Source organism: Mycobacterium stomatepiae (assembly GCF_010731715.1).
In the GTDB taxonomy this organism is placed as follows: Bacteria; Actinomycetota; Actinomycetes; order Mycobacteriales; family Mycobacteriaceae; genus Mycobacterium; species Mycobacterium stomatepiae.
This window is the reverse complement of record NZ_AP022587.1, coordinates 1,918,062-1,939,040: the sequence shown is the minus strand read 5'-3', so window position 1 is coordinate 1,939,040 and position 20,979 is coordinate 1,918,062. Positions and strand designations below refer to the sequence as shown.

Below are 20,979 nucleotides of genomic sequence, written 5' to 3'. Positions count from 1 at the left end.
AGTACTGGTCCGTACCGCACTTGCGGATCTATCGTGGGCGCTATGACCCAGACGGCCGACCAGTACACGGAGCCCTCGCCGTGGTCTCCGCGCGAGGCCGAACTGCTGGCGGTGACGCTGCAGCTGCTGCAGGAGCACGGCTACGACCAGTTGACGATCGACGCAGTCGCGAGCGCCGCCCACGCCAGCAAGGCCACGGTGTACCGGCGCTGGCCCTCGAAAGCCGAACTGGTACTGGCCGCCTTCATCGAAGGCGTCCGCCAGGTCGCGGTTCCGCCGAACACCGGGACGCTGCGCGGCGACTTGATCAGCCTCGGGGAGGTCTGCGGCGAGCACGGACGCCAGCACGCCAGCACGATCCGCGCGGTGATGGTCGAGGTGTCGCGCCACCCTGCGCTCAACGAGGCGCTGCAAGATCAATTCCTCAAGCAGCGCAAGGCCTTGGTTCAGCACGTGCTGCAGCAGGCCGTCGACCGCGGCGAGATCGCCCAAGACGCCTTCACCGACGAACTCTGGGACCTGCTGCCCGGCTACCTGATCTTCCGGTCGCTCATCCCCGACCGGCCGCCCACCCGTCACACGGTGCAGCTGCTCGTCGACCAGTTCCTGATCCCGGGCCTGACCCGATCCAGCGGCTGAGCCGGCGAGCAACGTGCCAGCCAAATGTGTACGGGCGCGTCTCTTGTACAGTACGGTCCAGTACCGTACTGTGAGATCCGTCGTTTGCGCTTGCGTGCGACAACTGTCGTCGTCATAGAGTGATCGAGACCGCCCGACCATCGAAAGGCCGACGCGTGAAGGCGCTTTCAATGTCCGCCGTGCTTAGGCAGGGCTGGATGGTTTTGGTCACGGTGCTCGTCGTCGTCGTCGCGGCATTCGGCATTTTTCGCCTGCACGGAATCTTCGGCTCCGAGGACAACACGCGGTCCAACAGCGGTCTGGCCAACGAGATCGTGCCGTTCAACCCCAAGTCGGTGTTGCTCGAAGTCTTCGGCGCGCCGGGCGCGACGGCAACGATCAACTATCTGGACGTCAATGCCCAGCCGCAGGAAGTGAAGAACGCGCCGCTGCCGTGGTCGTTCACGATCACCACGACGGAGCCCGCGGTTGTCGCCAACGTTGTGGCGCAAGGCAATGGAGACACCCTCGGTTGCCGGATCACCGTCAACGGCGAAGTCAAAGACCAACGCACCGTCAACAAAGTCGACGCCTACACCTTCTGTCTGGATAAGTCGGGATGAGCAACCAAACCAACGAAATTGACCAGCAGCAGACGCGGTCCAACGTGGCGCGCACCATCCGTCGGCTCGCGCTGCCGATCCTGCTGTTCTGGGTGGCGCTGGCCGCCATCACGAACATCGCGGTGCCGCAGCTGGAAGAGGTGGGCAAAACCCACAACGTGGCGCTGAATTCGCCGGATGCCCCGTCGCTCAAGGCGATCAAGCGCATCGGTGACAAGTTCCATGAGTTCGACACCGATAGCTCGGCGATGATCGTGCTGGAAGGCGACAAGCCGCTCGGGGCCGACGCGCATCGCTTCTACGACGACATGATCCGCAAGATCGAGCAGGACAAAAAGCACGTCCAGCACGTCCAGGACTACTGGGGCGACACCCTGACCGCGGCGGGATCGCAAAGCACCGACGGCAAGGCCGCCTATGTCCAGGTGAACCTCGCCGGTAATCAAGGCTCGGCCTTGGCCAACGAGGGTGTCGACGCCATCCGCGACATCATCGAGCACATGAAGCCGCCGCCGGGGGTAAGGCGTACGTCACCGGCGCGGCGCCGCTGATCTCCGATCAGTTCGACGTCGGCAGCAAGGGCACCGCGAAGGTCACCGCCATTACCATCGGGGCGATCGCGGTAATGCTGTTCTTCGTCTACCGTTCGGTACTCACCACGCTGCTGGTGCTCGGCACCGTCCTGATCGAAATGTCCGCTGCCCGAGGTCTTGTCGCCTTCCTGGGTAACGAAGGCATCATCGGGCTGTCGACCTACGCGACCAATATCGAGACGTTACTGGTGATCGCGGCCGGAACGGACTACGCGATATTTTTCGTGGGCCGCTACCAAGAAGCGCGGGGCACCGGCGAGAATCGTGAAAATGCCTTCTACACCATGTATCACGGCACCACCCACGTCGCGTTGGGTTCTGGCCTCACCGTGGCGGGCGCGACGGCCTGCCTGAGTTTCACCCGGCTGCCGTACTTCCAAAGCCTGGGCATCCCGTCCGCGCTGGGCATTCTGGTGGCGTTGGCCGCCGCGCTGACCCTGGGCCCCGCGATCCTCTTCTTGGGGTCCAAGGCGGGCATCTTCGACCCCAAACGTGCGGTCAAGACCCGCGGCTGGCGGCGGATCGGCACCGCCATCGTCCGCTGGCCCGGCGCGGTGCTGGCGGCCTCCTGCGGACTGGCCCTGGTGGGTCTGATCGCCCTGCCCGGGTACAAGACCAGTTACGACACGCGTCCCTACATGCCTGACGACGCGCCGGCCAATATCGGCTACGCGGCGGCCGAGAAACACTTCTCGCGGGCCCGGCTGGAGCCCGAATTGTTGATGGTCGAAGCCGATCACGACATGCGCAACCCGGCGAGCATGCTCGTCCTGGACAAGGTGGCCAAAGCGATTTTCCACGTGCCCGGGGTCGCCCAGGTGCAGACCATCACGCGGCCGTTGGGCACGCCGCTGGTCCACAGCTCATTGGCATTTGTGGTCAGCAATTCCAGCGCCGGCCAGCAGCAAAACCTGCAGTATCAACGGGATCGGGCCGACGACGCCCTCAAACAAGCCAACGAACTGTCGAAGACGATCGACATCTTGCGACAGCAGTTCGTGCTGCAGCAGCAATTGGCTGCCACCACCCATGACGAGACAACGAGCTTTCACGACACGCTGGGCACGATTCAGGACCTTCGAGAAAAGATCGCGAACTTCGACGATTTCTTCCGGCTGATTCGCAGCTACTTTTATTGGGAGAAGCACTGTTACGACATTCCGGCCTGCTTCGCGTTCCGATCCCTCTTCGACGCGCTGGACGGAATCGACGAGCTCACCGATAAATTTCAAAATCTCACGGCTTCGCTCGACAAGCTCGACGCGCTGCAGCCGAAGCTGGTGGCGTTGATACCGCCCCAGATTAAGAGCCAGGAAACGAATCGCGATCTGACCCTGGCGAATTACGCCACGCTGTCCGGCATTTACAGCCAGAACGCGGCCGCGCTGGAAAACTCGACGGCGCTGGGGCAGGCCTTTGACGAGGCCAAGAACGACGACACCTTCTACCTGCCGCCGGAGGTTTTCCAGAACCCCGACTTCGCCCGGGGGCTCAAATTGTTCCTGTCGCCCGACGGCAAGGCAGCTCGAATGATCATCACGCATGACGGCGATCCCGCGACGACCGAGGGCATTTCGCACATCGACCCGATCGTCAAGGCCGCGCATGAAGCCTTGAAGGGCACGCCGATGGCGAATGCGGGAATCTACGTCGGCGGGACCGCCGCGACCTACAAGGACATCCGCGACGGCGCCAAGTACGACTTGCTGATCGTCGCGTTCGCCGCGCTGAGCCTGATCCTGTTGATCATGATGATCATCACGCGCAGCCTGATCGCCGCGGTGGTGATCGTGGGCACGGTGGCCCTCTCGTTGGGGGCCTCATTCGGACTGTCAGTTCTGGTGTGGCAGTACCTCTTTGGCATTCAGTTGTATTGGGTCGTCCTCGCACTGGCCATCATTTTGCTGCTGGCGGTCGGATCCGACTACAACCTGCTGCTGATCTCTCGATTCAAGGAAGAGATCCATGCCGGCATCAATACCGGCATCATCCGGGCGATGGCCGGCTCCGGCTCGGTCGTCACGTCGGCGGGCATTGTGTTCGCCGTCACGATGTGCGCGTTTGTCTTCAGCGGATTTCAGGTCCTCGGTCAGATCGGCACGACGATCGGCCTTGGGTTGTTGTTCGACACGCTGATCGTGCGCTCATTCATGACGCCCTCTATCGCAAGGATTCTCGGACGCTGGTTCTGGTGGCCCCAAGTGGTGCGGCCGCGCCCGGCCAGCGCGATGCTGCGGCCTTACGGGACGCGTGAGTCGGTGCGTCAGTTGCTGCTGTGGGAAGACGACGACACGGTCGCGCCGAAGACCTCCGCGGCGGCCCGCTGATTCAGCGCAGCATGGTCGCCACGATCCCGGCCAGATAACCCAGACGGGCCACCTCCGACGGCCGGAATTCGGGACCCGGACGGCCCAGCACCACCGCGGTGTGCGGGTCGCCCAGTGGCGCGGCGACCATCGTGATGTCCATGTCGCGCCAGGCCTGCGGCACCCAGTCGGCGGTGCCGTCCAGCGTCGCGGCCTCATGGATCGGCAGCCAGGGAGCCGACACCGCGCGGGTCTCCGGTGAGCCCGGACTGGCCGCGAGACGCTGCACCTCACCTTCGGAACCGCGCAGCACCGTGCACCAGCTCACCCGCAGCACCCGGGGCGCCTCGTCGGCCAGCACGTGCAGCCGCTCCTGCTTGTCCTTGGCGGCGGAGACGTGGTCGAGCAGTTCCAGCTCGCGGTGTGCCTCCAGCAGGCCGGTATGCGGGCGCACGCTGTCCACCCGCACGCCGCTCAGCGATTCGGCCGCGGTGATCAGCGTGTCGGGCATCGATCCGGCGGGCAGTTCGATGACCAGGTCGTCGGTCGCGTAGCCGGCGCGGCGCTCCACGACGTCGAGCGACAGGATGTCGGCGCCCACCGAACCGAGCGCGACCGCCAGCGCGCCCAGGCTTCCGGGGCGGTCGAGGAGCTCGATGCGCAACAGATACGACGGCACGCGCCCACTGTTGCACAGAGCCGCCCGAAAGGCATTTCCGCAGGGCGGGGCGCGGTCACCGTCGGGTGCGCGTCCCGGTTAGGCTTTTCGCTCGTGTCCCAGATCTCCCGCGACGAGGTCGCGCACCTGGCCAGGTTGGCCCGGCTGGCGCTGACCGATACCGAGCTGGACAGCTACGCCGGCCAACTCGACGCCATTCTGACCCACGTCAGCCAGATCCAGGCGGTCGACGTCACCGGCGTCGAGCCGACCGACAACCCGCTCAAGGACGTCAACGTGACCCGCCCGGACGAGACCAGGCCGTGCCTGACGCAGGAGCAGGCGCTGGCCGCGGCGCCCGAGGCCGTCGACGGCCGGTTCGCCGTCCCGCAAATCCTGGGGGACAGCGAGTGAACGAGATCATCCGATCCGACGCCGCGACGCTGGCCGCCAACGTCGCCGCCAAGGAGCTGTCGTCGGTCGAGATCACCCGGGCCTGCCTGGACCGGATCGCGGCGACCGACGACCGGTATAGCGCGTTTCTGCACGTCGCGGGCGACGAGGCACTCGCGGCCGCGGCCGCTGTCGACGAGGCGGTGGCCGCCGGGGAGCGGCTGCCCTCGGCGCTGGCCGGCGTTCCGTTGGCGCTCAAGGACGTGTTCACAACGGTCGACATGCCCACCACCTGCGGATCCAGGATCCTCGAGGGCTGGCGTTCGCCGTACGACGCCACCGTCACCGCCCGGCTGCGCGCGGCCGGCATCCCGATCCTGGGCAAGACCAACATGGACGAGTTCGCGATGGGCAGCTCGACCGAGAACTCCGCCTACGGCCCCACCCGCAACCCGTGGGACCTCGAGCGGGTGCCCGGCGGCTCGGGCGGTGGCAGCGCGGCGGCGCTGGCCGCCTTCCAGGCGCCGCTGGCGATCGGTACCGACACCGGCGGCTCGATTCGTCAGCCCGCCGCGCTGACCGCGACGGTCGGGGTCAAGCCCACCTACGGCACCGTGTCCCGCTACGGCCTGGTGGCCTGCGCGTCGTCGCTGGATCAGGGCGGCCCGTGCGGGCGCACCGTGCTGGACACCGCGCTGCTGCACCAGGTGATCGCCGGCCATGACCCGATGGACTCCACTTCCATCGACGCCGCGGTACCCGACGTGGTCGGCGCCGCCCGCGCCGGCGCGGCGGGCGACCTGAAAGGTGTGCGGATCGGCGTGGTCCGGCAGCTGCGCGGCGACGGCTACCAGCCCGGGGTGCTGGCGTCGTTCGAGGACGCGGTGAAGCAGCTGACCGCGCTGGGCGCCGAGGTGAGCGAAGTCGATTGCCCGCACTTCGATTACGCGCTGGCGGCCTACTACCTGATCCTGCCCTCGGAGGTGTCGAGTAACCTGGGGCGCTTCGACGCGATGCGTTACGGGCTGCGGGTCGGTGACGACGGCAACCACAGCGCCGAGGAAGTGATGGCACTGACGCGGGCCGCCGGATTCGGGCCGGAAGTCAAGCGCCGCATCATGATCGGCGCCTACGCGCTCTCGGCCGGCTACTATGACGCCTACTACAACCAGGCGCAGAAGGTGCGCACCCTGATCGCCCGCGATCTCGACGAGGCCTACAAATCCGTCGACGTTCTGGTGTCGCCGGCCACCCCGACCACCGCGTTCCGGCTGGGGGAGAAGGTCGACGATCCGCTGGCCATGTACCTGTTCGACCTGTGCACGCTGCCCCTGAACCTGGCCGGCCATTGCGGTATGTCGGTGCCGTCTGGGCTGTCGCCGGATGATCGGCTGCCGGTGGGTCTGCAGATCATGGCGCCCGCGCTGGCCGATGACCGCCTCTATCGCGTCGGTGCCGCCTACGAGGCCGCGCGCGGACCGTTGCCCGCGGCACCGACCGTTTAGCCGCGCGGTGCCCCACATCGCGCCGTGCGGCCCGGGTGCGGGCAAGATAAGCAGATGCGGATCGGAATTCTCACCGGCGGCGGCGACTGTCCGGGGCTCAACGCGGTAATCCGGGCGGTGGTACGCACCTGCGACGCCCGGTATGGCTCGTCGGTGGTCGGTTTCCAGGACGGCTGGCGCGGGTTGCTGGAGAACCGGCGCATCCAGCTGCAGAACGACGATCGCAACGACCGGCTACTGGCCAAGGGCGGGACGGTGCTCGGCACCGCGCGCGTGCACCCCGACAAGCTGCGGGCCGGGCTGGACCAGATCAAGCAGACCCTGGACGACAACGGCATCGACGTGCTGATCCCGATCGGCGGCGAGGGCACGCTGACGGCCGCGAACTGGCTGTCGGAGGAGAACGTTCCCGTGGTCGGCGTACCGAAGACGATCGACAACGACATCGACTGCACCGACGTCACTTTCGGTCACGACACGGCGCTGACGGTCGCCACCGACGCGATCGACCGCCTACACAGCACCGCCGAGTCCCACCAGCGGGTGATGCTGGTGGAGGTGATGGGCCGCCACGCCGGCTGGATCGCGCTGAACGCCGGACTGGCGTCCGGAGCGCATATGACGTTGATACCCGAGCAACCGTTCGATATCGAGGATGTCTGCCGGCTCGTCAAACGCCGCTTCCAACGCGGGGATTCGCACTTCATCTGCGTGGTGGCCGAGGGGGCCAAGCCGATCCCCGGTTCGATTCCCTTGCGGGAGGGCGGCATTGACGAATTCGGCCACGAGAAATTCACGGGCATCGCCCAGCAGCTGGCCATTGCGGTGGAGAAGCGGATCAACAAGGAAGTTCGCGTGACCGTGCTGGGCCACGTGCAACGCGGCGGCATCCCGACGGCCTACGACCGGGTGCTGGCCACCCGGTTCGGGGTCAACGCCGCCGACGCCGCGCACGCCGGCGAATACGGCCAGATGGTGTCGTTACAGGGGCAGAACATCGGCCGGGTTTCGCTGGCCGATGCGACGCGCCACCTCAAGCTGGTGCCCGACGCCCGCCACGACGAGGCCGCCGCCTTCTTCGGCTGACGCCCCCGGTGAACAAATTTCGCGGCGGAAACGTTGTCAACGATCATGACCGACAGCAAACCCGAGCGGCGCAGCGGCGCGGAGCGCTTCAAGGCGTTTGACCAGCTCGTTGCCGATACATTCGTGCCTGTCGCGGTGTCGCTGGACGACGCCGACTCCTTTCAGGCAAAGCTGCACACATCACACCTGGGCACCGTGCGGATGAACCGGCTGCAATTCCACAGGGGCGTGGTGATGCGCCGAACGCCCCGACAGCTGCGGCGCGGCACCCCTGCGCTCATCGAGCACCACAGTGCCGAGTACATGAAGGTCGGCGTGCACATCCGGGGCCGCTGCGTGGTCCGTCAAGACGGCCGCGAAGCAAATCTGTCGCCCGGGGATTACGTGGTGTACGACACGACGCGACCGTTCGAATTCGCGGCCGACGGTAAATTTCGGATGTTCAGTGCGCTTTTTCCTCGTGAATTACTGCGCATCCCGGAGGCGCAGATGTCTCGGCTCACGGCTCGCCGCTTCAACGGTCGGCAGGGCATGGGCGCGCTGTTGGCTCCCTTCCTGGTCGAGCTGGCCCGCCAGACGACCAAAGAAACCCAGTTGGCCAATATCCGATTGGCCGATGCGATGTTCGACATGCTCGAGGCCGCGTTCAGCGAGCAACTGGCGTGTGATCGCCCCGAGGGCCGCAGTCGAGTCCAGTCCGACTTGCTGTTGCGGATATTCGGTTACATTGAACACAATTTAAGCGACCCCGATCTGGATGGCGTGAAAGTCGCAGCAGCACATCATATTTCGGTTCGCCAGCTGCAGCGAATGTTGGAATTGGACGGTCACACCGTCACCGGGTGGATCAGGAGCCGCAGGATCGAGCACTGCCGCAAGGACCTGGCGAATGCGGAGCTGGTCACGGTGCCGGTGGGTGTGATCGGTGCACGGTGGGGGTTCGTCAACGCCGCGCATTTCTCTCGGCTCTTCAAGGCCGCCCATGGTCTTGCACCGCGGGAGTATCGCGCCTGGGCGTTGAGCTGACGTTTGCGCAAGCCGGCAAGTTCCTGGCGCGTACGCGCAAGACGTGCATCTCGGCCGGACCAATAGTGGGTAGTGATAGGTAACTGCTCACGTACGGAGGCGAGATGCAGGACACGGCAGTCGAATTCGAGGTGGACCAGAGATTCGGTGAGCGGGTGGCCGCGAACCAGGCTGCGCTGACCGCGACACTCAAGCCGCGCTACGACTTCATCGTGTGCGGTTCGGGTTCCTCGGGTTCGGTCGTCGCGCGAAGGTTGGCCGAGAACCCCGATCTCGATGTGCTGCTGGTCGAGGCCGGGGGCGGCGACAACGTCGCCGAGGTCGTCGACCCGGGTCAATGGACCACCAACTTGGGCTCCGAACGCGACTGGGGATTTCGGGGCAAGCCGAACCCCCATATCAACAACCGCTCGATCGTGTACTCGACGGGCAAGGTCCTGGGCGGCAGCTCGAGCATCAATGTGATGGCCTGGATCCGGGGCCACCGCGACGACTGGAACCATTTCGCCGCCGAAGCCGGCGATCCGGCGTGGAATTACGAATCCATCCTCGACACCTACCGCGACATCGAAGACTGGCATGGCACACCGGATCCGGTGTACCGCGGCAGCGGTGGACCCGTTTTCGTCCAGCCCCCGCCGGATCCCAACCCGCTGGCCCTGGCGACGCTGGACGCCGCGCAAGCTGCCGGCATGACGGTCCACGCGTCCGCCAACGGTCAGCTGATGGAGGGCACGACGGGCGCGGCGCTCGGCGATGTGCGCATACGAAATGGGCAGCGGCAGTCGGTATTTCGCTCATATGTCTTCCCGCTGATGGATCGGCCCAACCTCACCGTTCTCACCCGCGCACTCGTTCAGCGGATCGTCGTCGACGGCGACAAGGCCGTCGGTGTCGAAATTCTGTACAACGGGTTGAGCCGCCGCGTCGACGCCGGTGCTGAAGTCGTCTTGTCGCTCGGTGCCAACCACACGCCCAAGGTGCTGATGCTCTCGGGTATCGGCGATCAAGACGAACTGAACCGCGTCGGGATTCCGGTGCGCCAGCACCTGCCCGGGGTGGGCCGCAATCTTCAGGATCACGTCGCCTTCGACTGCGTCTGGGAATACCGCGACGCGCTGCCGCCACGGAACAACGCGTGCGAAGTCGTCGCGCTCGGGGCGACGGAGTCCGGGCTGACCCACCCCGACGTCTTCGCCTGGCAGGTGGAAGTGCCGTACGCCACCGAGGAGACGGCTGCCCGGTTCGGGCTTCCCGAAGCCGGCTGGGGGTTCCATGCCGCGCTCGCCCATCCGAAGAGCCGGGGCCGCATCCGGCTCGGCGGCCCCGGTGCCGCGGACCCGGTGTGCATCGACGCCAACACCCTGGCGGATCCCGAGGACGTGCGAAAAGCGATCGCGTGCGTGCAATGGTGCCGTGACATCGCCAATAGCGCCCCGCTGCGACCGTATGTGAAACGCGAGGTCATGCCAGGAAACCTCAGCGGAGCGGCATTGGAAGAGTTCGTACGCGACGCCGCCAGCACGTTCTTTCACCAGGTTGGCACGGCCAAAATGGGCCGCGACGCGATGTCGGTTGTCGACGGGGACCTGCGGGTCTATGGAATCGAAAACCTCCGGGTCGCCGACGGCTCCGTGATGCCGACGATCACCGCCACCAACACGATGGCGCCGTGCGTGGTCATCGGGGAACGCGCCGCGCAGATCCTCAAGCACGCGCACCGGGTCTAGCCCGCGGCGGGCAAACAACCGGTGACTGGAACCTGAATTTGCCGCTCGAACGGCCAGCATCCGCGAACGGGTGGAACTTCCTGGTTTAACCGCCAGGTCGAAATGGTTACACCAGCGAGTATGAGCAACCGCGAGGGGGTTCGCGGAATCAATTCCCGGTCTGCCGCACCGGCGTACCCGTCGGGGTCCAAACCCGCGCATTCGGTGCCGCGCTGGCGCGGCGACGCCAACCCGACGGCGCCCACGGTGCCCGAGCCGCGCACCCGAGTGCCCGGCCCTTCGCTCGGGTCGGCGGGGCCGCCGACGCCAAACCGGCCGGCGCGGGTTCGGCGCACCGTCGCGCCGTATCGCCGGGATCTGACGCGGGGCGGCACCGCCCTGGACGGCCTGGGCTCCCGAGACACCGCGGAGCCGAGCCGGCTCGGCTGGCGGGAGGTGATCCACCGGGTGACCGGCATCGACCTCGGGCCGGCCAAGGGCGTCGCCTACGAGCAGGAACTGCGCGACCGCATCGGCGCCGACATCGGCGGCGTGTTCCCGATCGCGGTGCTGAACTTCAAAGGCGGCGTCGGTAAGACCGCCGTGGTCGAGGCGCTCGGCTCGACGCTCGCCGAGGCGCGCAGCGACCGGGTCATCGCCGTCGACATCGACGCCGGAGACCTGGCCGACCGTCACGGCCGCCGCAATCCGCTGAGCCTGGTCGACCTGCTGGCCCGCAATTCGGTCACCCAGTACGCGGAAGTGCGGACGCACACCCACATGAACAGCTTCGGCCTGGAAGTGCTCGGGCTGCCCGACTACAGCCGCACCGACTGGCGGCTGGAGCGCCAGGACATCGCTAAGACCTTTTCGATTCTGCGCAAACACTATTCGGTGGTGCTGGTGGATTGCGTCAAGGCAATCAACTCTCAGGTGATGGACGCCGTGCTGCCCGAGGCGCGCGCCCTGGTGGTGGTCAGCGGCACCTCGATCGACGCGGTACGCAAGACCAGGACAACGCTGGATTGGTTGTCCAACAACGGATATCGGCGATTGCTGCGCTTGACGGTGCTCGCGATCAATTACACCGAGCCGACCAAGCTGGACGACGTGGCTGCCAAGGAACTCGAGTCGCTGTCCGCCCGTGTCGCCGCCACCGTGGAACTTCCCTTCGATCGGCACGTCCACGAGGGCAAAGAGCTCGGGCTGGATCAGTTGAGCAAGGACAGCCGGCGCTGCTACCTGGAGATGGCGGCCGCGCTGGGTGACATAGTCGCCGGCCGGCCCGGCGGGCGGTCCTGGCGGGAGCCCCGCTCGTCCTGAGCGTGGCTGTTGTGCCCGGCCCTGCGGCCGGCCGCGCCACCATTAGGATCTTTTCCATGACTGTTACTTCGGGAGCGGCTGAGCTGCTGGATTACGACGACGTCATCGCACGTTTCGATCCCGTGCTCGGGTTGGAAGTACACGTCGAGCTGTCCACTGCGACGAAGATGTTCTGCGGCTGCCCTACCGCCTTCGGCGCCGAGCCCAACACGCAGGTGTGCCCGGTGTGCCTGGGGCTGCCCGGCTCGCTGCCCGTGCTCAACCAGGCGGCGGTGGAGTCGGCGATCCGCATCGGGCTGGCACTGAATTGCGAGATCGTGCCGTGGTGCCGGTTCGCCCGGAAGAACTACTTCTACCCCGACATGCCGAAGAACTACCAGATCTCGCAATACGACGAGCCGATCGCGATCAACGGCTACCTCGAGGCGCCGCTGGAAGACGGGACCACCTGGCGGGTCGAAATCGAACGTGCCCACATGGAAGAGGACACCGGCAAGCTCACCCACCTGGGCAGCGAGACGGGCCGCATCCACGGCGCGACGACGTCGCTGATCGACTACAACCGCGCCGGCGTGCCGCTGATCGAGATCGTCACCAAGCCCATCGAAGGGGCCGGCGCCCGCGCGCCGCAGATCGCCCGAGCATACGTGACGGCATTGCGAGACCTGTTGCGCGCCTTAGAAGTATCCGATGTCCGGATGGACCAAGGGTCGATGCGTTGTGACGCCAATGTCTCGCTGAAGCCGACCGGCGCGACCGAGTTCGGCACCCGGACCGAGACCAAGAACGTCAACTCGCTGAAAAGCGTCGAAGTCGCGGTGCGCTACGAAATGCAGCGCCAGGCCGCCGTTCTGGTATCCGGCGGCTCAATCACGCAGGAAACCAGGCACTTTCAAGAGGCCGGCGGCACCACCAGCGCTGGCCGCGCCAAAGAGACCGCGCAGGACTACCGGTATTTCCCCGAGCCCGACCTGGAACCCGTCGCGCCCAGCCGCGAACTGGTGGAGCAATTGCGCCTGACCATCCCCGAGCTGCCGTGGTTGAGCCGCAAGCGAATTCAGGAAGAGTGGGGAATCTCCGACGAGGTGATGCGCGATCTCGTCAACGCCGGTGCGGTCGAGTTGGTCACCGCCACCATCAAGCACGGCGCGTCCAGTAAGGAAGCGCGGTCCTGGTGGGGGAACTTCTTGGTACAGAAGGCCAACGAGGCGAACATCGAATTGGACGAGTTGGCCATCACGCCCGCTCAGGTCGCGGCGGTGATCGCACTGGTCGACGAGGGCAAGCTGTCCAACAAGCTGGCCCGCCAGGTCGTCGAGGGTGTACTCGCCGGAGAGGGCGAACCCGAGCAGGTGATGACCGCGCGTGGTCTGGCGCTGGTGCGCGACGACTCGGTTACCCAGGCCGCGGTCGACGAGGCCCTGGCCGCCAATCCCGATGTCGCGGAGAAGATTCGCGGCGGCAAGGTTCAAGCCGCCGGCGCGATCGTGGGTGCGGTCATGAAAGCCACCCGCGGTCAGGCCGACGCGGCCCGGGTGCGTGAGCTGGTGCTGGCCGCCTGCGGGCAGGCCTAGCGCGCATCGACCCGCCGCCTGGGCTCGCGAGCGTAGCGCCAGGGACAATAACCGGCCCGATTTGCGCCATACCGTTTCCCCCGCAAGCGGGAGGTGCCCCCAGCTCGCGGAAAGAAACTAGGCCTTGTCGTCGTTGTTGCGCGGGAAGCCGCCGCCCTGCGGGAACAGCGGGAACACCACGTCGTCAAGCTTTTCGGCGTCGCCGGCGGTCTTGTTGATGGTGGCGCCCCAGATGTTTCCGTCCGGCGACATCCGCAGCGCCCAAGCGTGAGCGTGGGTGTCCTTGCGGACGACGTCGGGTTCACCGGTCACCGCGCCCGTGTTCGGCGCAAGCCGCACCGCCACCGTCGATTTGGTGTTGACCAGGTTGACCATCACGGTCCCGTCCATCGCGGCGCAACCGGCCACGCCCGGCTTGTCGGGCCATGTCCACACCGTGGAGACCTCCGAGGCTTTGGTGATGCGCTGCAACCGGTCCGCGGTCGGGGTGCGGTCCGCGACATACAGCGAGCCGTCCACCGGATCGACGCACAATCCACCGCCCGAGCCGACGCCGGACAGTGCGGTCGTCGGCGGTGCCTGACCGACCGTGGTCGGCTGCTCGATGCGCAGCACCTTGCCGGCCAACGATTTCGGATCGGCGGCCATCGCCGGGTTGCCGGCGTCACCGGTCAGCACCAGCAGTGTCGTCGGGCTGGTGAACAGCAACGCTCCGGTATTTCCGGTGGCGCCCTTGGGAATCCCGGTCAGGATGTCCTTGGGGATATCGCCGTCGGCGATGCGGATGACCCGGTTATCGGTGGGCGTGCTGATGTAGGCGTACATCAGCCGGTCCTGCGAGTAGGTCGGCGACAGCACGATATCCATCAAGCCGCCGTCGCCGGACCCGTCGACCGGGATGACCAGTTTCACCTTCGGCTCGGCGCTGACGGAGATCTCCTTGACCGCGCCGGTGGTGCGCTCGGCGACCAATGCCGTTTTGCTGTCGGGACCCATGATCAGGCCGCTGGTGCTCTCCAGGCAGCCCTGCATCACCCCGGGGGCGGGGCAGGCCTTGGGAAACGGCGTCGGCGGCAGCGGCGGTGGCGGGGGAGGCGTCGAGCTCGGCTGGGGCTTGAGTTCGGGGGCGGTGGTGAAGGGCGCGGAGGCGGCGTCGTTGAACCGCGCGCAGCCCGTCGCGACCAGCATGGCCGCGCACAGCGCAGCGAGCCCGCACCGAACCGGCAACCCCAAACGCATGATCGACAGGCTACGGATAGGGCGGGCACCGGCGCCACACGCGGGCCTGTTGGGGGCTCCGGACGGCGATCGCGGCGACGGGCGAAGGCGGCCGTTTTCAGCCCGCGTTCACCAATGGGGAAGCCTTCGAAGCACATTTGAGACCAATCTGCGCCCATTTCGCGGCATGCGCGTCAATTACCTGGCGAAAGCGCCGCTCAAATCCCCAATTCGGGCCGGAATGCCCTTACCCTGACACCCGTGACCGGTCAATCGAATGACGCACCTTGGCAGCGACCCGGCGAAGTTCCGGAGCCGGCCCCGGGCCGTCCCGCCGCAGCGCGCTTGGTCGACCCCGAAGATGACCTGACGCCCGTCGGGTATCCGGGCGACTTCGGAACCACCTCCGTCATCCCGTACCAAGACCCCAATCAGGTCGCCAGCCCCGCCGCGCCGTCCTACAACGTGCTCGACCAGCACGAGCCGCTGCCGTACGTGCAGCCGCAGCCGCAGTCGGCGCCACGGCATCTGGCGGCCGAACCCGCCGAGATCGATCCCAGCGAGGACTACGAACGGCAGCGCGCGATCGGCCGCCGCGGCACCCAGAATCTCGGTTTGCTGGTGTCGCGCGTCGGCCTCGGGGTGGTGCTCGGCGCGCACGGGCTGCAGAAGCTGTTCGGCTGGTGGGGTGGCCAGGGTTTGGACGGGTTGAAGAACTCGCTGTCCGACGCCGGCTACCAGCATGCCGACATCCTGTCCTACGTGAGCGCGGGCGGGGAGATCGTCGCCGGCGTGCTGCTGGTCCTGGGCTTGTTCACCCCGGTGGCCGCGGCGGGAGCCCTGGCGTTCCTGATCAACGGGCTACTCGCCAGCGTCTCGGCGCGGCCGCACACCTTCGCGTTCTTCCTGCCGCAGGGCCACGAATACCAGGTCATGCTGATCGTGATGGCCGTCGCGGTCGTGCTGTCCGGGCCCGGCCGGTACGGCCTGGACGCCAACCGGGGCTGGGCTCATCGGCCGTTCATCGGGTCGTTCGTGTGCCTGCTCGCCGGCATCGCCGCCGGTATCGCCGTGTGGGTGCTGCTCAACGGCGTCAATCCGATCGCCTGAACCGCCTTCTAGGCGGTCATCGATAAGGGTTGGGCACTCGCCCGGAGCTGGCCGCCGTCAGCTGCGGAAGTGTCGCGAAAGTGACCGCCGGCAAGCGCAGTTCCGTTCCGCTCTTGAGTTTGGCGCGTGCCCACGAGCCCCGGTGGAAGCGCAGCCCGTCGATGTCGTCCCAGCCGACCTGCTGGCTGCCCAGCAGGTTCCGCACCGTCACGCCCTGGCCGTCGGCCACGGTGCGGAGCCGGATGATCAATGCGGACAACAGCACCGGGATCAGCAGCAGCGGGGTCGACACCGGAAAGGCCAGCACCGGGATCAACAATCCCAGCGTCAGAAATCCCACGGCGAAGTGGGCCATCGGTGAGATTTTGATCACTATGGGCGCGGGTGTCGGGGCCGCAGAACCGGAAGCCACCCGAGCATCATTCCACCCCGGCTCGCGTCGACGATTCCGCGCCGCCTCCGACGACCACCCGCGTGGCTACGATTGGTCCCCGCCGCAGCGGATTTGACGGCTGAGCAGTGCGAAGGCTACCGTCGAGGGCTATGGATACCACCGGACAGCCCGGGATGCTCGTAGTAATTAGTCGGCGCGTTGGTGCGTGACTAATTGCTTCAGCATGTGAAGCGATCCGGCACCAACGCGCAACCCTCGATCAGCGGGAGCTGGCGGGGGTTTTTTCTTGCGTATCAACGAAACTTCCACAGCCAAATCAGGACTAAGAGGACAATCACCAGAGTGAGCGCACCCACCAAGTCACAGACACCCGAGTCGCGGAATGGCGACGACTGGGCGCCGGCCGCCAGGGAAAGCACCGAAGCCCCCGCAAAAGTTCCGGCCAAGCAATCGAGACATATTGCACCGCACCAACTTACCGGTGCTCAGTCGGTAATCCGGTCGTTGGAGGAACTCGACGTCGAGGTCATCTTCGGGATCCCGGGCGGCGCGGTGCTGCCGGTCTACGATCCGCTGTTCGACTCGAAAAAGCTGCGGCACGTGCTGGTTCGGCACGAGCAGGGCGCGGGTCACGCGGCAAGCGGCTACGCGCACGCGACCGGCAAGGTCGGCGTCATGATGGCCACGTCGGGCCCCGGTGCCACCAATCTGGTGACCCCCCTGGCGGATGCGCAGATGGATTCGATCCCCGTGGTCGCCGTCACCGGGCAGGTGGGGCGGTCGCTGATCGGGACCGACGCCTTCCAGGAAGCCGACATCTCCGGCATCACAATGCCGATCACCAAGCACAACTTCCTGGTCCGCTCCGGTGACGAGATTCCGCGGGTGATGGCCGAGGCCTTCCACATCGCGTCCTCGGGACGACCGGGCGCGGTGCTAGTCGACATCCCCAAGGATGTGTTGCAGGGCCAGTGCACCTTCAGCTGGCCGCCGAAAATGGACTTGCCCGGTTACAAGCCGAACCTCAAGCCGCACAGCCGCCAGATCCGGGAGGCTGCCAAGCTGATCGCGCGGGCGCGTAAACCGGTGCTCTACGTGGGCGGCGGCGTGATCCGTGGCGAGGCGACCGAGCAGTTGCGGGATTTGGCCGAGCTGACCGGGATCCCGGTGGTCACCACGCTGATGGCGCGGGGTGCCTTCCCGGACAGCCACCGGCAGAACCTGGGTATGCCGGGCATGCACGGCACGGTCGCCGCGGTGGCGGCGCTGCAGCGCAGTGATCTGCTGATCGCGCTGGGCACGCGTTTCGACGACCGGGTGACCGGCAAGCTCGATTCCTTTGCGCCCGAAGCCAAGGTCATCCACGCCGATATCGACCCGGCCGAGATCGGCAAGAACCGGGTCGCCGACGTGCCGATCGTCGGCGACGTCAAAGCGGTCATCACCGACCTGATCGCGATGCTGCGCCAGTACGAAACCCCGGGCAAGATCGACATGACGGCCTGGTGGAAATATCTGGACGAAGTGCAGTCCACCTATCCGCTGAGCTACGGTCCGCAGAGCGACGGCAGCCTGAGCCCGGAGTACGTGATCGAGCAGCTCGGCAAGATCGCCGGACCCGACGCCATCTATGTCGCCGGCGTTGGGCAGCACCAGATGTGGGCGGCCCAGTTCATCTCCTACGAGAAGCCGCGCACCTGGCTCAACTCCGGTGGGCTGGGCACCATGGGGTTCGCCATCCCGGCGGCCATGGGCGCCAAGGTCGCTCGTCCCGAGGCCGAGGTCTGGGCGATCGACGGCGACGGGTGTTTCCAGATGACCAACCAGGAGTTGGCCACCTGTGCGATCGAGGGCGTGCCGATCAAGGTGGCGCTGATCAACAACGGCAACCTGGGCATGGTGCGGCAGTGGCAGAGCCTGTTCTACGAGGAGCGCTACTCGCAGACCGACCTGGCCACGCACTCGCATCGCATCCCGGACTTCGTGAAGCTGGCCGAGGCGCTGGGTTGTGTCGGAATACGTTGTGAGCGTGAAGAAGACGTCGTTGACGCGATCAACCAGGCGCGCGAGATCAACGACCGCCCGGTGGTGATCGACTTCATCGTCGGCGCCGACGCGCAGGTGTGGCCGATGGTGGCCGCCGGAACAAGCAACGACGAGATTCAGCATGCCCGCGGAATTCGGCCGCTGTTCGACGACGAGACCGAGGGGCACGCCTGATATGTACGCCAAGACGCACACGCTGTCGGTGTTGGTCGAGGACAAACCGGGTGTGCTTGCGCGCATCGCGGCGCTATTCTCGCGGCGAGGGTTCAACATCGAGTCGCTGGCTGTGGGTGCCACCGAGCAGAAGGACATGTCGCGGATGACCATCGTGGTTTCCGCCGAGGAGACTCCGCTCGAGCAGGTCACCAAGCAGCTCAACAAGCTGATCAATGTCATCAAAATCGTCGAGCAGGACGAGGACAACTCGGTGGCTCGCGAGCTGGCGCTGATCAAGGTGCGGGCCGATTCCGGTAGCCGCAGCCAGGTAATCGAAGCGGCAAACCTGTTCCGCGCCAAGGTAGTCGACGTATCGCTGGATTCGCTGACCGTCGAGGCGACCGGTACCCGCGGCAAGCTCGAGGCGCTGCTGCGAGTGCTGGAACCGTTCGGTATCCGCGAGATCGTCCAATCGGGAGTGGTGTCGCTGTCTCGCGGGCCGCGTGGAATCGGCACCGCCAAATAAGCGATTCATATTCCAAAAGTCAATCAAGAAAGAGAGATTCACCGTGGCAGAGGCATTAGAGATGTTCTATGACGACGACGCAGACCTGTCGATCATCCAGGGTCGCAAGGTCGGCGTGATCGGATACGGCAGTCAGGGACACGCGCACGCGCTGAGCCTGCGCGACTCCGGCGTGCAGGTGAAGGTGGGCCTGAAGGAAGGCTCGAAGTCGCGGCCCAAGGTCGAGGAGCAGGGCCTCGAGGTCGACACTCCCGCTGAGGTCGCCAAGTGGGCCGACGTCATCATGCTGCTGGCGCCCGACACCGCCCAGGCCGAGATCTTCGCCAACGACATCGAACCCAACCTGAAGGACGGCGACGCGCTGTTTTTCGGTCACGGCCTCAACATCCACTTCGACCTGATCAAGCCGCCGGGCAATGTCACGATCGCGATGGTCGCCCCGAAGGGGCCCGGCCACCTGGTCCGTCGTCAGTTCGTCGACGGCAAGGGCGTGCCCGCGCTGATCGCCATCGATCAGGACCCGACCGGCAAGGGCGAGGCGTTGGCGCTGTCCTACGCGAAGGCCATCGGCGGTACCCGGGCCGGCGTCATCAAGACCACCTTCAAGGACGAGACCGAAACCGACCTGTTCGGTGAGCAGGCCGTATTATGTGGTGGCACAGAGGAATTGGTGAAGACCGGCTTCGACGTGATGGTCGAGGCGGGCTACTCGCCGGAGATGGCGTACTTCGAGGTGCTGCACGAGCTCAAGCTGATCGTCGACCTGATGTACGAGGGCGGCATCACCCGGATGAACTACTCGGTGTCCGACACCGCGGAGTTCGGCGGCTACCTGTCGGGTCCGCGGGTCATCGACGCCGGCACCAAGGAGCGGATGCGAGAGATCCTGCGCGACATCCAGAATGGCGACTTCACCCGCAAGCTCGTCGCCAACGTCGAGGGCGGCAACAAGCAGCTCGAGCAGTTGCGCAAGGAGAACGCCGAGCACCCCATCGAGGTCACCGGCAAGAAGCTGCGCGACCTGATGAGCTGGGTGGACCGCCCGATCACCGAGACGGCATAACTTCGCGCGCCGAACGTGCACTCAGGGCGAGATTTTCGCGATTTTCTCGCGGTGAGTGCACGTTCGGCGGCTTAGGAAGACAGGTGCCCGAGTGAACCCTGATGCGGTCGGCTTCAGCAAGCAGTGGGTCGACGCGTGGAACGCACACGACGTGGAGGCAGTGCTCGGGCACTTTCACGACGACGTGGTGTTCACGTCGCCGGTCGCCGCCAGGGTCGTGCCGGGAAGCTCTGGAGTCGTTCGCGGCAAGTCAGAGCTGCGACGGTACTGGGCGCTGGCGTTACAGCAGGTTCCCAACCTGCACTTCCATATCGAGGACGTCTATCTGGGCGTCGACACCATCGTCATCGCCTACCGCAACCAAGATGGTGGCCTCGTTAGTGAAGTGCTCCGGTTCAGCGGTGGCCTGATAGTCGAAGGCGCCGGGACGTATTCGGTCAGATAGCTACGAGGTCAGTCGGCCGGCGACCGAAACGACCCGGCGGGCCAGGTGTTCCAGCGCCGTGCCGGCGACGTCGCCGATGTCCTCGATGTTGTCATGCGTGGTGACCAGGCTGGCGCCGTAGGGATTGCCGTCGACGAACTTCGACGGATCGGTGTACCCGGGTGGCACCAGGATGCCGCCGAAGTGCATCAGCGTGAAGTAGAGCGCGACGAGGGTGGTCTCCTGACCGCCGTGCGCGGTGTTCGAGGACGTGAAGCCCGCGTACACCTTGTCGGCCAGCTTGCCGTCGGCCCACAGTCCGCCGAGCGAGTCGAGGAAGTCGCGCAACTGCGCCGCCGGTGAGCCGAACCGGGTGGGTGAGCCGAAGATCACGGCGTCAGCCCACACGATGTCATCACCGGTGGCCGCGGGCAGATCCTTGGTGGTGTTGTAGTTCGCCGTCCACGCCGGGTTCTGCGCGAACGATTCCGGGTCGCGCGTCTCCGCGACGTGGCGTACCCGGACCTCGGCGCCGGCTGCCTCGGCCGCTGCGGCGACGCGGTTGGCCATCGCGGTGCCGTGGCCGGTGGCCGAGTAATAGATGATCGCGAGTTTGGTCACGGGCGTT

General features: G+C 66.1%; 18 protein-coding genes and 1 pseudogene. 15 read left to right on the top strand and 4 right to left on the bottom strand.

Annotation, left to right across the window (positions count from 1 at the left end; translation table 11 throughout):
* Positions 1-30 precede the first annotated feature (30 nt).
* The 3 genes and pseudogenes from G6N54_RS09150 to G6N54_RS29690 all read left to right on the top strand — a co-directional run bounded on the left by G6N54_RS09150 (position 31) and on the right by G6N54_RS29690 (position 4,161).
* Positions 31-639 (top strand): TetR/AcrR family transcriptional regulator, encoded by a 609-nt coding sequence (locus G6N54_RS09150; RefSeq protein ID WP_163794610.1) that lies wholly within the window; start codon positions 31-33, stop codon positions 637-639.
* 170 nt (positions 640-809) lie between these two features.
* Complete coding sequence (locus G6N54_RS09145; protein ID WP_197939581.1) at positions 810-1,241, top strand: MmpS family transport accessory protein; 432 nt, start codon at positions 810-812, stop codon at positions 1,239-1,241.
* Positions 1,238-4,161: pseudogene (locus G6N54_RS29690) on the top strand (MMPL/RND family transporter). The gene G6N54_RS09145 and the pseudogene G6N54_RS29690 overlap by 4 nt, the downstream one beginning before the upstream one ends.
* A gap of 1 nt (position 4,162) precedes the next feature.
* On the opposite strand, the gene G6N54_RS09125 reads toward G6N54_RS29690, so the two are convergent.
* A complete protein-coding gene (locus G6N54_RS09125) occupies positions 4,163-4,819 on the bottom strand; it encodes an ACT domain-containing protein (protein ID WP_163789760.1) in 657 nt (218 codons plus the stop codon).
* Between the two features lie 93 nt (positions 4,820-4,912).
* Between G6N54_RS09125 and gatC the strand changes: the two genes are divergently transcribed.
* From gatC to gatB, 7 genes are all read left to right on the top strand, one after another.
* The gene (gene gatC, locus G6N54_RS09120; RefSeq protein ID WP_163789759.1) at positions 4,913-5,212 is read left to right on the top strand and encodes an Asp-tRNA(Asn)/Glu-tRNA(Gln) amidotransferase subunit GatC; all 300 of its coding nucleotides are present in this window, start codon (positions 4,913-4,915) and stop codon (positions 5,210-5,212) included.
* A complete protein-coding gene (gene gatA, locus G6N54_RS09115) occupies positions 5,209-6,696 on the top strand; it encodes an Asp-tRNA(Asn)/Glu-tRNA(Gln) amidotransferase subunit GatA (RefSeq protein WP_163789758.1) in 1,488 nt (495 codons plus the stop codon). Before gatC ends, gatA begins: the two co-directional genes overlap by 4 nt.
* Before the next feature lie 54 nt (positions 6,697-6,750).
* A complete protein-coding gene (locus G6N54_RS09110) occupies positions 6,751-7,782 on the top strand; it encodes an ATP-dependent 6-phosphofructokinase (protein WP_163789757.1) in 1,032 nt (343 codons plus the stop codon).
* A gap of 45 nt (positions 7,783-7,827) precedes the next feature.
* Complete coding sequence (locus G6N54_RS09105) at positions 7,828-8,808, top strand: AraC-like ligand-binding domain-containing protein (RefSeq protein WP_163789756.1); 981 nt, start codon at positions 7,828-7,830, stop codon at positions 8,806-8,808.
* A 176-nt stretch (positions 8,809-8,984) separates the two neighbouring features.
* Positions 8,985-10,538: a GMC family oxidoreductase gene (locus G6N54_RS09100; protein WP_443677333.1), complete on the top strand. Its 1,554-nt coding sequence runs from the start codon at positions 8,985-8,987 to the stop codon at positions 10,536-10,538.
* A gap of 120 nt (positions 10,539-10,658) precedes the next feature.
* Positions 10,659-11,840: a MinD/ParA family ATP-binding protein gene (locus G6N54_RS09095; protein WP_163789754.1), complete on the top strand. Its 1,182-nt coding sequence runs from the start codon at positions 10,659-10,661 to the stop codon at positions 11,838-11,840.
* A 56-nt stretch (positions 11,841-11,896) separates the two neighbouring features.
* Positions 11,897-13,414 carry an Asp-tRNA(Asn)/Glu-tRNA(Gln) amidotransferase subunit GatB gene (gene gatB, locus G6N54_RS09090; RefSeq protein ID WP_163789753.1) on the top strand — a complete coding sequence of 506 codons (1,518 nt, stop codon included), beginning with the start codon at positions 11,897-11,899 and terminating at the stop codon, positions 13,412-13,414.
* 117 nt (positions 13,415-13,531) lie between these two features.
* Here the strand turns inward: gatB and G6N54_RS09085 are convergent, their stop codons facing one another.
* Positions 13,532-14,653: a PQQ-dependent sugar dehydrogenase gene (locus G6N54_RS09085; protein WP_163789752.1), complete on the bottom strand. Its 1,122-nt coding sequence runs from the start codon at positions 14,651-14,653 to the stop codon at positions 13,532-13,534.
* Between the two features lie 240 nt (positions 14,654-14,893).
* On the opposite strand from G6N54_RS09085, the gene G6N54_RS09080 reads away from it, so the two are divergent.
* Positions 14,894-15,742, top strand: a complete 849-nt coding sequence (locus tag G6N54_RS09080; protein WP_163789751.1) for a DoxX family protein — start codon at positions 14,894-14,896, stop codon at positions 15,740-15,742.
* Positions 15,743-15,758: 16 nt separating this feature from the next.
* Here the strand turns inward: G6N54_RS09080 and G6N54_RS09075 are convergent, their stop codons facing one another.
* On the bottom strand, positions 15,759-16,097 hold the full coding sequence (locus G6N54_RS09075) for a PH domain-containing protein (RefSeq protein ID WP_163789750.1): 339 nt from the start codon (positions 16,095-16,097) through the stop codon (positions 15,759-15,761).
* 381 nt (positions 16,098-16,478) lie between these two features.
* Between G6N54_RS09075 and G6N54_RS09070 the strand changes: the two genes are divergently transcribed.
* The 4 genes from G6N54_RS09070 (at position 16,479) to G6N54_RS09055 (ending at position 20,372) form a co-directional block, all read left to right on the top strand.
* Positions 16,479-18,356, top strand: coding sequence for an acetolactate synthase large subunit (locus G6N54_RS09070; RefSeq protein ID WP_163789749.1), 1,878 nt, complete (start codon positions 16,479-16,481; stop codon positions 18,354-18,356).
* 1 nt (position 18,357) lies between these two features.
* Entirely contained in the window at positions 18,358-18,864 is a 507-nt protein-coding gene (gene ilvN, locus G6N54_RS09065; protein ID WP_163789748.1) for an acetolactate synthase small subunit, read from the top strand.
* Positions 18,865-18,925: 61 nt separating this feature from the next.
* Positions 18,926-19,927, top strand: a complete 1,002-nt coding sequence (gene ilvC / locus G6N54_RS09060) for a ketol-acid reductoisomerase (protein ID WP_163794607.1) — start codon at positions 18,926-18,928, stop codon at positions 19,925-19,927.
* Between the two features lie 91 nt (positions 19,928-20,018).
* The gene (locus G6N54_RS09055; RefSeq protein WP_163789747.1) at positions 20,019-20,372 is read left to right on the top strand and encodes a nuclear transport factor 2 family protein; all 354 of its coding nucleotides are present in this window, start codon (positions 20,019-20,021) and stop codon (positions 20,370-20,372) included.
* Here the strand turns inward: G6N54_RS09055 and wrbA are convergent, their stop codons facing one another.
* The gene (wrbA, locus tag G6N54_RS09050; RefSeq protein ID WP_163789746.1) at positions 20,373-20,972 is read right to left on the bottom strand and encodes an NAD(P)H:quinone oxidoreductase; all 600 of its coding nucleotides are present in this window, start codon (positions 20,970-20,972) and stop codon (positions 20,373-20,375) included.
* Between the last annotated feature and the right edge of the window lie 7 nt (positions 20,973-20,979).

Excerpts from the sequence above, each read along its gene's own strand:
- G6N54_RS09145 (WP_197939581.1), top strand. The coding sequence starts at position 810 with ATGTCCGCCGTGCTTAGGCAGGGCTGGATGGTTTTGGTCACGGTGCTC.
- G6N54_RS09110 (WP_163789757.1), top strand. The coding sequence starts at position 6,751 with ATGCGGATCGGAATTCTCACCGGCGGCGGCGACTGTCCGGGGCTCAAC.
- G6N54_RS09105 (WP_163789756.1), top strand. The coding sequence starts at position 7,828 with ATGACCGACAGCAAACCCGAGCGGCGCAGCGGCGCGGAGCGCTTCAAG.
- G6N54_RS09095 (WP_163789754.1), top strand. The coding sequence starts at position 10,659 with ATGAGCAACCGCGAGGGGGTTCGCGGAATCAATTCCCGGTCTGCCGCA.
- gatB (WP_163789753.1), top strand. The coding sequence starts at position 11,897 with ATGACTGTTACTTCGGGAGCGGCTGAGCTGCTGGATTACGACGACGTC.
- G6N54_RS09085 (WP_163789752.1), bottom strand. The coding sequence starts at position 14,653 with ATGCGTTTGGGGTTGCCGGTTCGGTGCGGGCTCGCTGCGCTGTGCGCG.
- G6N54_RS09075 (WP_163789750.1), bottom strand. The coding sequence starts at position 16,097 with ATGGCCCACTTCGCCGTGGGATTTCTGACGCTGGGATTGTTGATCCCG.
- ilvN (WP_163789748.1), top strand. The coding sequence starts at position 18,358 with ATGTACGCCAAGACGCACACGCTGTCGGTGTTGGTCGAGGACAAACCG.
- ilvC (WP_163794607.1), top strand. The coding sequence starts at position 18,926 with ATGTTCTATGACGACGACGCAGACCTGTCGATCATCCAGGGTCGCAAG.